The following is an 11,209-nucleotide window of genomic DNA, read 5'->3' as shown; positions in this document are numbered from 1 at the left end:
CGTCCAGCTCCCGCGCCACCCGCGCGTACGTCTGGCGGGCCTCCCGGTGCACCCAGGCGATGGAGGACCCCGGCAGGATGTCGTGGAACTGGTGCAGCAGCACCGTCTCCCACAGCCGGTCCAACTCCTCGTAGGGGTAGGCGGATCCGGTCCGTACGGCGGCCGTCGCCGCCCACAGTTCGGCCTCGCGCAGCAGGTGCTCGCCGCGGCGGTTGCCCCGCTTGGTGCCGGCCTGGCTGGTGAAGGTGGCGCGGTGGAGTTCCAGGTACAGCTCACCGACCCAGACGGGCGGCTGCGGGTACTCGGCCTCGGCGCGGGCGAAGAAGGCGGTGGGGGTCTCCCAGCGCACGGTCGGGGAGCCTTCGAGGTCGCGCAGCCGGGCGGCGCGGGCGACCATCTCGCGGGTGGTGCCGCCGCCCCCGTCGCCGAAGCCGGTGGGTGCGAGGGAGTGCCGGGCGCGGCCCTTCTCGCGGAAGGTGCGGGCGGCGTGCGCGAGTTCGGCGCCGCGCATGGCGCAGTTGTAGGTGTCGACGGGCGGGAAGTGGGTGAAGATCCGGGTGCCGTCGATGCCCTCCCAGTGGAAGGTGTGGTGCGGGAAGGTGTTCGTGCGGGACCAGCTGATCTTCTGCGTCAGCAGGTACTTCGCTCCCGCCGCACCGATGATCTGCGGGAGCCCGGCGGCGAAGCCGAAGGTGTCCGGCAGCCAGACCTCGTCGTTCTCGATGCCGAACTCGTCCAGGAAGAACCGCTTGCCGTGGACGAACTGGCGGGCCATCGCCTCCGAGCCCGGCATGTTGGTGTCCGACTCCACCCACATCCCGCCGGCCGGCACGAACCGCCCGCCGGCCACCGCCTCCTTCACCCGGGCCCACACCTCGGGCCGGTGTTCCTTCACCCACGCCCACTGCTGGGCCTGCGACATGGCGAAGACGAACTCCGGCTCGTCCTCGATCAGCGCGGTCATGTTCGCGGCCGTACGGGCCACCTTGCGCACGGTCTCGCGCAGCGGCCACAGCCACGCCGAGTCGATGTGGGCGTGCCCGACCGCGCTGATCCGGTGCGCCGAGGGGGCGGCGGGCGCGGCGAGGACGCCCCGGAGGCGGGCCCGCGCCCGCTCGGCGGTGCCGCCCACGTCCTGGAGGTCGACGGCGTCCAGGGCCCGCTCGACCGCCCGCAGGACGTCCCAGCGGCGCGCGGAGTCCACCGGCAGCTCGGCCATCAGCTCGCCGAGCACCTCCAGGTCGAGGACCAGCTGCCACACCGTCTCGTCGAAGACGGCCAGCTCCATCCGCCCGAGCGTGTACTGCGGCTCGCGCCCGGCGGTCTCCGGGTCGCCGAGCGGTGTCGGCCGGAAGGGCGGGAAGCCCAGGACGACGGGGTTGGAGGCGGCCTCGATGCGCAGCCGCACCTCCTCCCCGCCGCGGACGGGCGCGCCGATCCGCACCCACTGGTTCTGCGGGTGCAGGCCCTTCACCGGGGTGCCGTCGGGCCGGTACACCAGCCCCTCGCACTGGAAGCCGGGCGTGCCACCGTCGAAGCCGAGGTCGAGCAGCGCCTCGACGGTCCGCCCGGCCCACTGCACCGGCACGGTCCCGCGCACGCCGAACCAGCTGGTCCCCCAGGGCGCGCCCCACCGCTCACCGGGGCGGACCGGCCCGCCCTCGGCCGCCAGTCCCTCGGCGACGGGCACCGGTTCGCCGGGGGCGTGCCACACGGTCACCTCGAGCGGCACGGTCTCCGGGTGGACGGCGGGCCGGAGGCGTTCGTCGAGGACACGCCTCAGGCGCCCTTCGACGAGGGTGCGGTCGTCATGCACAAGGTCTCCCTGCTGCTCCGGGACCGGCGGTTCGCGGGGTCGGGCCGCGGCGACCGGGTCGTCACGGGGTCCCGACGAGGTCTACAGCTCCCCTGCGACGGCCGGTTCGAACCGCGCCTCTCGACACGGCCCGGCCGGGTTGGGCAGAGTGCTGCCTGCGTACTCGCCAGTAGGCCCACCCATCGCCGAGGAGCACCCGTGACCAACTGGGTCGGACGGACCGCCGTCGAGATCGCCGCCGCCGTGCGGGAGAAGCAGGTCACGCCACGGGAGGTGGTGGCGGAGCACCTGGCGCGGATCGAGCGGCTGGACGGACGGATCGGGGCCTTCCGCGTGGTGCGGGCCGAGGCGGCGCTGCGGGAGGCCGACGAGGTGGGCGCGCGCGGGGATCTGGCCGGTCTGCCGCTCGCCGGTGTGCCCGTGGCCGTCAAGGACAACGTGCCGGTCGGCGGCGAGACCTGCCGCAACGGCTCGGCGGCGACACCGGACACGCCGGCCGAACGGGACCATGTCACCGTGGCCCGGCTGCGGGCCGCGGGCGCGGTCGTCGTGGGCCTGACGCACGTGCCCGAGCTGTGCATCTTCGCGACGACGGACGGGGTGCACGGCACCTCCCGCAACCCGTGGGACACCTCCCGTTCCGCGGGCGGCTCGTCGGGCGGCAGTGCCGCCGCCGTGGCCGCCGGGATGGTGCCGATCGCGCTCGGCACCGACGGCATGGGGTCGTTGCGGATACCGGCGGCCAACTGCGGACTGGTCGCGATCAAGCCGGGTCACGGGGTGGTCCCGGCCGGCCTCGGCGGCAACGACTGGTTCGGCATGACGGAGAACGGCCCGTTCGCCACCACGGTCGCGGACGCAAGGCTGATGCTCTCCGTCCTCGCTGACCGTGACGTCGACGGGACACGGCCGGAAACGGCCGCCACCCGCCGGATCGCCCTGTCGCTGCGCAGCCCGTTGGCCGGGGCAGCCCTCGGCAAGCCGTACACGTCCGCCGCACGGGAGGCGGCCGGGCTGCTGATCAAGGCGGGGCACCAGGTGCGGCGCGCCGACCCGCCCTATCCCAGGACGCTGGCCGTGACCGCGCTGGCGCACTGGACGGCGGGCGCATCCGTCGACGTCCATGACCTCGATCCGCGGCTGCTGACCCGGCGGACCCGCGTCCACGCGGCCATCGGGCGGCGGTTCGCCGGGCGGGTGGGCACCGGCGCGGACCGGGAGGCGCTGCGCCGGCGGCTGAAGCCGTTCTTCGACGAGTACGACGTGCTGCTCACCCCCGCGCTCGCCCGCCGCTCCCCGCGGGTGGCGCCGTGGCACGAGCGGGGCTGGCTGCGCAACGTCGCCGCCAACTCGGCGTACGCGCCGATGACCCCGCCGTGGAACCTCACCGGCTGGCCCGCGATGGTGGTCCCGCTCGGCACGCTTGCCTCCGGCGCCCCGTGCGCCGTGCAGCTGGTGGGGCGGCCGGGGTCGGAGGCCGTACTGCTGGACGTGGCGGCCCAGTTGGAGCGGCAGCGCCCGTGGGAGCGGATCGCGCCGCTCGGCTAGCGGGTCCCAGCACTCGTCGGCGCGCGGTTCCCGCAGCTCGTCGGCGCACGGTTCCGCCGTGCGCCGGTCACAGCGCCTTGTACATGATGTGCAGCCCCACCGGCCCGTGCCGGGGATGGTCGAAAGCCTCCGGCACCGTGCCGAGGACGGTGAAGCCGAGGGAGGTCCAGAGCCGCACGGCGGGGTTCGTCTCGACGACGGCGTTGAACACCATGCCCCGGTAGCCGTGTGCCGTCGCCTCGGCGAGAACGTGCTCGGCGAGGGCGCGGCCGATGCCGCGGCCGCCCTGGTCGGGGTCGACCATGAAGCCGGCGTTGGCGATGCGGGCGCCGGGACCGCCGTAGTTGGGGGTCAGGTAGGCGGAGCCGACGACGGCTCCGGAGGCGTCCTCGGCGACGTAGACGCGTTTGGCCGGGCTCATCCAGAGGGCACGCGCCGCTTCCTCGCCGGTGTCGGGGTCCCAGGTGTAGGTCTCCGCGCCGGCGACGATGCGATGCCAGAACGGCCAGATGCGCGGCCAGTCGTCGGCGGTGGCTTCTCTGATCAGCATGGGCGTGAGTCTCGCACGCCCAGCTGACCGGTGATCGCGGCAGGCTGCCCGGCGTTCAGTCGACGCTGGGCAGGATGTGCGGCTCGGCGAGGTCGTCCTCGTAACCCGCGAGGCGGATCGGGGCCGAACGGGCCCACACGTCGAGGCTGCCGATCTCGCCTGGGCGCCGGCCCGCGCGCTCGGCGCGATCCTTGGGGCGCTGCTCGCGATTCTTCTTCTCCGGTGTCACCGCGCACTCCTTATGTGTCGGGTCACCCTCGGGCTCGCCGGTGGGTCCGCGGTCCGCGACCGACGCGCACTCGGGTCTGGGTGGAATCCGTCCGGACGCGGTGGCGTCGACAAGTCGCGGGAGGCAGGCCGTTGTGCGCCGGCTGATCCCGGGACGGACAAATGGGTGTGGGTAGGGACCCGTGCTGCTGTCCGTCCGCCTCAGGTTAACCAAATGAGCGGCCGTCCGCTCGATGGGGCTCAAAACAACGGGAGATCGGGTGCGACTGTGCCAAGTCATCCCTCATGCGTGACACAACCCCTTGCACCCTTTTGCTACATGATGACCCGTTTGACAGTCACCCGCTCGGCCCAGCGCGCTGAACGGATGTACGGCGGAGTGCGCAAAAGAAGAGGGTGGGCGCCCCGGTGTGCGCCCACCCGTTCGGCGGAGCAGGACTTGCGGGCGGCGGGCCGGTGGTGCACCGACCGTGCCGCTGACGTCACGTCACCCGACGGCCGGGTCCGGCCCGGCCCGGCTCGGCTCGGCTCGCCCCGGTCAGCCGACGCCGCCGCCCGGCAGGGTCACCCGACGCCGCCGCCCGGCACGATCACCACTTGCCCGGCGCGTAGTCCTTCAGGAAGACGCCGTACAGGTCCTCGCCCGCCTCGCCGCGCACGATCGGGTCGTAGACCCGGGCCGCGCCGTCGACCAGGTCGAGCGGGGCGTGGAAGCCCTCCTCGGCGAGGCGCAGCTTGTCGAAGTGCGGGCGCTCGTCAGTGATCCAGCCGGTGTCGACCGAGGTCATCAGGATGCGGTCGGTGTCGAACATCTCCTGGGCGCTGGTCCGCGTCACCATGTTCATCGCGGCCTTCGCGGCGTTGGTGTTCGGGTGCCCGGCGCCCTTGTAGCCGCGGCTGAAGACGCCTTCCATCGCGGAGACGTTGACGACGTAGGAGCGTTTGCTGGACGCCTTCCGGGCGGCCTCGGCCATCACCGTGCGCAACTTGCTGATCAGGATGAACGGCGCGGTGTAGTTGCACAGCTGGGTCTCCAGCAGCTCCACCGGGGAGATCTGCTCGATGGTCTGCACCCAGGTGTTGGTGTCCACGACGTCCGGCACCAGGCCGCCGGCGTCGATGGCGGTGCCGTCGAGGTGGCGTGCGACGCTGGCGTTGCCCGCCACCAGGGCGAGGTCGGCGACCTGCTGGGCGTCCAGGCCGCTGGTCCCGACGGGCAGCGCGGCGAGGCCGTCGACCGCGCCGGAGTTGAAGGCGCCGATCACGTGGTGGGCGGGCAGCTCCCCGGCCGGCAGCGGGGCGCTCTCGCCCTCGACCAGGGCGGCGTAGGCGGAGGGCAGCCGGCGCACGGTCTGGGTGGCGTTGTTGATCAGGATGTCGAGCGGACCGGCCTCGGCGACCTGGTCGGCGAGGGCCACGGCCTGGGCCGGGTCGCGCAGGTCGATGCCGACGACCTCCAGGCGGTGGATCCAGTCCGCCGAGTCCTCCATGGCCTTGAAGCGGCGGATGGCGTCCTTGGGGAACCGGGTGGTGATCGTCGTGTGGGCGCCGTCGCGCAGCAGCCGCAGCGCGATGTACATGCCGATCTTGGCCCGGCCGCCGGTGAGCAGCGCGCGCTTGCCGGTGAGGTCGGCGCGGGCGTCGCGCTTGGCCCGGTTCTCGGCGGCGCAGTTCTGGCAGAGCTGGTGGTAGAAGTAGTCGACCTCGACATACCGCGTCTTGCAGACGTAGCAGGAGCGCGGGCGCTGGAGTATCCCGGCGATCCGGCCCGCCTCGATCTTGGAGGAGGGCAGGATGCCCTCGGTCTCGTCGTCGATGCGCTCGGCGGAGCCGGTCGCGGTGGCCTCGGTGACCTGCCGGTCGTGCGCGGTCTTGGCGGCCCGGCGCTCCTGGCGGCGGCGCTGCTTGACCGTGCGGTAGATCTGCGAGGTGGCCCGGCGCACCTTGATCGCGTCGGGGTGGTCGACCTCCAGCTTGTCCAGCTCTTCGAGCACGCTGAGGCAGATCGCCAGGCGCTCGGGGTCGATGCCGGGCCCGTAGACCACCTCGTCCGTGGTCTGGGTGCCGTCTTCTGTGACCGTCATCGCCGCTGCGTTCCCTGCTTCTGCCCTGGCGGCGCTCCGACTCGCGCCCGCATTCGAACGTCGGATTTTACGGAGCGCCGGGCCCTGCCGCCAAACCCGTCTCGATCAGGGCGTACAGGCCTTGATCAGCGTCCGTGCCCCGCCGGTGGGCGCCTGGACGAGCCGGTCTGGGCCGGGGGACGTGCTCGGCGTCGCCGGCGAGCCCGCAGCGGGACGGCGCCGCGGTCGTCGAGCCGGCGCCGCGGGGGCCCGCGACGACGGGGATCAGCACGTCGTCGACGGTGCCGTCGGCGGCCTGCGGACGCGGTGGACGTCGTCGAGGCCGACGACCGCGCCGGCGGTGCGCCGGGCGCCGGGCGCGCGCAGGCGACGGCCGGGAGGAGCCGGCGTCCCGGGTGGAACCGGCGGCGGAGACGCCGATGCCGAGGACCCGGCCCGTGCCGCAGAGGGCGCCGCGCGGCAGCCCGGGCAGACGGCGGACGTCGGTCAGCGGGCCGCGCGGCAGTGCGGCCAGGCCGCCGGGACCGGCCGGCGGGCCGCGCTGGGGCTCCGAGCGGGTCGGCAGCGGTCAACGACCGGCCTCGCGTCGACCACGAATGGGCAAGCGGTCGATCCGTCCGCTCACACTCGAGGACCGTCGGGCTACGCTCGGTCAACAGCGGATCGGGTCACGAGACCAGCTGCCCCTTCCCGAGCGCGATCACCCCGCCCTTGGACACCGTGTACAGCTCGGCGTCCCGCTCGGGATTCACGCCGATCGTGGCGCCCGGCGGCACCTCGACGTTCTTGTCCAGGATGGCGCCGCGCACCACCGCACCCCGGCCGATGTGCACGTTGTCGTGCAGCACCGAGCCCTGCACCACCGCGCCGGGGTCGACCACCACCCCCGGCGAGAGCACGGACCGGGTCACCTGCCCCCGGATCAGGCAGCCCGAGCTGATGATCGACTCGCCCGCGATGCCGCCGCCGTTGAAGCGGGCCGGGGAGAGCTGGTTGGAGTGGGTGTAGATGGGCCAGTGGCGGTTGTACAGGTTGAAGGCGGGGCGCTCGGCGATCAGGTCCATGTGCGCCTCGTAGTAGGCGTCGAGGGTGCCCACGTCCCGCCAGTACCCCTGGTCGCGGGTGGTCTCGCCGGGCACGTGGTTGTCGCCGAAGTCGTACAGCTGGGCCTCGCCGCGCGCGGTGAGCTGGGGCAGGATCGAGCCGCCCATGTCGTGCACCGAGCTCTCGTCCTCTGCGTCCCGCTGGAGCGCCTCGATGAGGACCTTGGTGGTGAAGAGGTAGTTGCCCATCGAGGCGAAGACGCAGTCGGGGGCGTCCGGCAGCCCCGGCGGATCGGCCGGCTTCTCCAGGAACCGCTGCACCGTCCGCCCGTCCGAGCCGGGGGTGATCACCCCGAAGGACGGGGACTCGGCGCGCGGCACCCGGATGCCCGCGACGGTCACGCCGGCCCCGGACTCGATGTGCTGGGCGAGCATCTGCCGCGGGTCCATGCGGTACACGTGGTCGGCGCCGAACACCGCGACGTACTCGGGCTGTTCGTCGTACACCAGGTTCAGCGACTGGAGGATGGCGTCCGCGCTGCCCAGGTACCAGCGTGGGCCGAGGCGCTGCTGGGCGGGGACCGGGGTGACGTAGTTGCCGAGCAGGCTGGACATCCGCCAGGTGGTGGTGATGTGCCGGTCCAGCGAGTGCGACTTGTACTGCGTCAGCACACAGATCCGCAGGATGTCCGCGTTGACGAGGTTGGACAGGACGAAGTCGACGAGCCGGTAGGTGCCGCCGAAGGTGACCGCGGGTTTGGCTCGGTCCGCGGTCAGCGGCATCAAACGCTTGCCCTCGCCTCCGGCGAGGACGATTCCGAGCACCGAAGGCCCCCCACGACGCATGGCCGCTCCCCTCACGCTGGTTGCAGAGAACCTGCCCGGACACGGGCGGGACAATCCTGTTCGAGGGCCGCGCCGGCACACTACGTTCCGTCGGCGACGACCCGCTCGTAGAGCCGGGCGGTGCGCCGGGCCACCGTGTCCCAGCCGAACTCCCCGACCGCCCGGTCCCGCCCCGCCTCGCCCATCCGCCGGGCGCCCTCCGGGTCGCCGAGCACCGCGTCCAGGGCCTGGGCGAGACCCGCCTCGAACTCGTCGTCCACCGGCACCAGCAGGCCCGTCTTGCCCTCCGCGACGACCTCCGGGATGCCGCCGACCCGGGAGGCGACGACGGGGGTGCCGCAGGCCATCGCCTCCAGGTTGACGATGCCCAGCGGCTCGTACACCGACGGGCACGCGAACACGGCGGCATGGGTGAGGAGCTGGATCACCTCGGGGCGCGGCAGCATCCGCGGGATCCAGTGCACGCCCTCCCGCGCCCCGCTCAGCTCCCGGTACAGCTCGCGGAACTCCCGGTCGATCTCCGGGGTGTCGGGGGCTCCCGCGCACAGCACGACCTGAGCTGCCGGGTCGATGTCCCGGACGGCGCGCAGCAGGTGGGGGACGCCTTTCTGGCGGGTGATGCGGCCGACGAAGAGGACGTAGGGGCGGGCGGGATCGACGCCGAGGCGGTGCAGTACGTCGGTGGCCGGATCGGGCCGGTACAGCTCGGTGTCGATGCCGTTGTGGACCACGTGGACCCGGGCCGGGTCCAGTGCCGGGTAGCAGGCGAGGATGTCCTCGCGCATGGCGCCGGAGACGGCGATCACCGCGTCGGCCGCCTCCATCGCGGTGCGCTCGGCCCAGCTCGACAGGGCGTACCCGCCGCCCAGTTGCTCGGCCTTCCAGGGGCGCAGCGGCTCCAGGGAGTGGGCGGTGAGCACGTGCGGGATGCCGTGGAGCAGCTTGGCGATGTGCCCGGCCAGATTGGCGTACCAGGTGTGGGAGTGGACGAGGTCGCGGCCTTCGAGCGCGGCGGCGATCGCCAGGTCCACGGAGAAGGTGCGCAGCGCGTCGTTGGCGCCGTCGAGCGTGGGCCAGGGGCGGTGGCGCACCACACCGGCGCCGCGCTCCGCCCGGGAGGCCTCGCCCCAGCAGTGCACCTCCAGGTCGACCAGGGAGCGCAACTCCCGGGCCAGGAACTCCACATGGACGCCCGCGCCGCCGTAGACGTCCGGCGGGTACTCCCGGGTCAGCAGTCCCACGCGCACCCGTGAACCCCCTGTCTCAGCGGTTGATGCCTTCATGGTCACCCAGATGCGGCGCGCGGGGAAGACCGCGGTGGCCGGGTGAAGCAGCAGTCGCCGCACACCCCGGAGCCGGGCACCCGGTAGTAGAGGCAGCAGCTGCGGCGCCGGAAGGCGGTGCCGGTGAGGGTGCCGGTGCCCGCGAGGAGGGGGTCGGCGAACAGGCCGGCGGTGAGGGTGCGGGTCCGGGCGGCGACCTCGGGACGGCCGTGCGCCCGCGCCCACTGCTCCAGGGTGCGCGCTGCACCGGCCAGCGCGGAGGCGGCGTTGCCGCGCAGCAGGCCGGGCGCGAGCCGGTGCCGGGCGCGTACGGCGGCGGCCAGGGGGACGAGGTGCCCGCGCAGCACGGCGTCGGCGAGGGCGGCGGGGTCGCCCGCCCGCCGGGAAGGGATCACCTCGGGCAGCCACAGGTCGTCCGGGGCGCTCGCGTCGGGGTCCCAGTGGAGCCGCCCCGGGTCGAGGGCGGGGAGGCGGCCGTAGAGCGCGGCGCAGCCCAGGGCGACGGACCAGAGGCGGGCGGCGAGCCCGAGGTGGGCCACGGAGGCGGCGGTCCGCGGCTCGGGGGCGCGCAGGGCGGCGGCGACCTTGCGGACGCGGAAGTCCAGGGGATCGCCGTGAACGTGACCGGGTCGCCCGGCGTACACCTCCGCCAGGGTCGGCAGCGCCCGGGGCGGGCGCGCGGCGGCGCGCAGCGGGAAGAATCCGCCGGGCGCGCGCAGCGCGGCGAGTCCGGGGTCGAGGTCCACGTCGAGGTCCACGAGGACCAGTAGTAGCAGGGCCCCTAAGGGTCCGCTCCCAGGGGTCCCCCCTCCCGGTGCCCGTCTTGGGGATGACCGCACGCCGTCCGTACTCCATCGGCAGTAGTACGCATTGTGTGCTCAAGTACGACGACGGGGAACAGACCGGCAGGGCATCGTGTTGGCATGGAAGCCGACCGCTTGCCGCGCCGGGCCCCGCGCCCCCGCCTCACGCAGAGGAGCAGCTCATGAGCGCCCTCGCGTTGTCCGTTCTGCTGTCGCTGGTGTCCGCCGTCGCCTACGCGGGCGGGGCGATCGTGCAGGAGCGGGTCGCGGAGTCCTCGCCGGGCGAGCAGTACGCGCCGCTGCGTCGGCCGGGCTGGTGGGCGGCGGTGGCGCTGAACGGCCTCGGCGGACTGCTGCACGTGGTGGCGCTGGCCTACGGCCCGCTGAGCGTGGTTCAGCCGCTGGGCGCCCTCACCATCGTCTTCGCGCTTCCGATGGCGGCCCTGTTCGTGGGCCGACGGGCCGGTGCGACCGCCTGGCGCGGAGCCGTCATGGCGACCGTGGGACTGGCCGGGCTGCTGTCCCTGGTCGGCGCGTCCGGCTCCCAGTCGCTGGGCGGACCGCAGCAGGTGGCGGTGTTCCTGGTGACCGCCGGTGCGGTGACGGCCCTGATGATCGCGGGCCGGGCCGCGCACCGGCATCCGGCGATGCGTTCGCTGCTGCTCGCGACGGCGTCCGGCATCGCCTTCGGCATCTCCTCGGTCTTCACCAAGACGGTCGCGGTCGGCTGGACCGGCGGGGTGTCGGCGGCCGATCTGCCGTCCCTCGCCGCGATCGGCGTGCTCGCCACGGCCGGTCTGCTGCTGTCCCAGGCCTCCTACCGGGGCGCCGGGCTCGCGGCCCCGCTGGCCACGCTCACCGTGGTGAACCCGGTGGTGGCGGCGGCGGTCGGCATCACGATGTTCGGCGAGACCTTCCGCTACGGCACGACGGGCACGGCGCTCGCCCTGAGCTGCGGTGTGGTCGCGGCGGGCGGCCTGATCCTGCTGACCACCGAGCGCATCGCCC

Annotated in this window: 9 protein-coding genes; 2 read left to right on the top strand and 7 right to left on the bottom strand. The window is 73.7% G+C overall.

Features of this window, described 5'->3' with window-relative positions; all coding sequences use genetic code 11:
- Positions 1–1,816: alpha-mannosidase (locus CCN42_RS32645; RefSeq protein ID WP_143662095.1), on the bottom strand; the 1,816-nt coding region annotated here is incomplete at its 3' end.
- Between the two features lie 198 nt (positions 1,817–2,014).
- Here CCN42_RS32645 and CCN42_RS32640 point away from each other — a divergent pair.
- Complete coding sequence (locus CCN42_RS32640; RefSeq protein WP_086741000.1) at positions 2,015–3,364, top strand: amidase; 1,350 nt, start codon at positions 2,015–2,017, stop codon at positions 3,362–3,364.
- 67 nt (positions 3,365–3,431) lie between these two features.
- Here the strand turns inward: CCN42_RS32640 and CCN42_RS32635 are convergent, their stop codons facing one another.
- From CCN42_RS32635 to CCN42_RS32615, 6 genes are all read right to left on the bottom strand, one after another.
- Positions 3,432–3,914 (bottom strand): GNAT family N-acetyltransferase, encoded by a 483-nt coding sequence (locus CCN42_RS32635; protein WP_086740998.1) that lies wholly within the window; start codon positions 3,912–3,914, stop codon positions 3,432–3,434.
- Between the two features lie 55 nt (positions 3,915–3,969).
- The gene (locus CCN42_RS41720) at positions 3,970–4,143 is read right to left on the bottom strand and encodes a hypothetical protein (RefSeq protein ID WP_107408981.1); all 174 of its coding nucleotides are present in this window, start codon (positions 4,141–4,143) and stop codon (positions 3,970–3,972) included.
- Between the two features lie 589 nt (positions 4,144–4,732).
- A complete protein-coding gene (locus tag CCN42_RS32630) occupies positions 4,733–6,226 on the bottom strand; it encodes an SDR family NAD(P)-dependent oxidoreductase (RefSeq protein WP_086740996.1) in 1,494 nt (497 codons plus the stop codon).
- Positions 6,227–6,894: 668 nt separating this feature from the next.
- Complete coding sequence (glgC, locus tag CCN42_RS32625) at positions 6,895–8,115, bottom strand: glucose-1-phosphate adenylyltransferase (protein ID WP_086740994.1); 1,221 nt, start codon at positions 8,113–8,115, stop codon at positions 6,895–6,897.
- Between the two features lie 80 nt (positions 8,116–8,195).
- Positions 8,196–9,362 (bottom strand): glycogen synthase, encoded by a 1,167-nt coding sequence (gene glgA / locus CCN42_RS32620; protein ID WP_086740993.1) that lies wholly within the window; start codon positions 9,360–9,362, stop codon positions 8,196–8,198.
- 38 nt (positions 9,363–9,400) lie between these two features.
- Positions 9,401–10,144, bottom strand: coding sequence for a (2Fe-2S)-binding protein (locus CCN42_RS32615; protein ID WP_086741002.1), 744 nt, complete (start codon positions 10,142–10,144; stop codon positions 9,401–9,403).
- Positions 10,145–10,383: 239 nt separating this feature from the next.
- Between CCN42_RS32615 and CCN42_RS32605 the strand changes: the two genes are divergently transcribed.
- Positions 10,384–11,209 (top strand): DMT family transporter (locus CCN42_RS32605; protein WP_169731566.1); only part of this gene is annotated, 826 nt, incomplete at its 3' end.

Origin of the sequence: Streptomyces glaucescens, from assembly GCF_002154375.1 — a bacterium.
In the GTDB taxonomy this organism is placed as follows: domain Bacteria; phylum Actinomycetota; class Actinomycetes; order Streptomycetales; family Streptomycetaceae; genus Streptomyces; species Streptomyces glaucescens.
The sequence above is the reverse complement of the archived record's forward strand: the minus strand, read 5'-3'. Positions and strand labels throughout refer to the sequence as shown.

Excerpts from the sequence above, each read along its gene's own strand:
- glgC (WP_086740994.1), bottom strand. The coding sequence starts at position 8,115 with ATGCGTCGTGGGGGGCCTTCGGTGCTCGGAATCGTCCTCGCCGGAGGC.
- CCN42_RS32635 (WP_086740998.1), bottom strand. The coding sequence starts at position 3,914 with ATGCTGATCAGAGAAGCCACCGCCGACGACTGGCCGCGCATCTGGCCG.
- CCN42_RS32630 (WP_086740996.1), bottom strand. The coding sequence starts at position 6,226 with ATGACGGTCACAGAAGACGGCACCCAGACCACGGACGAGGTGGTCTAC.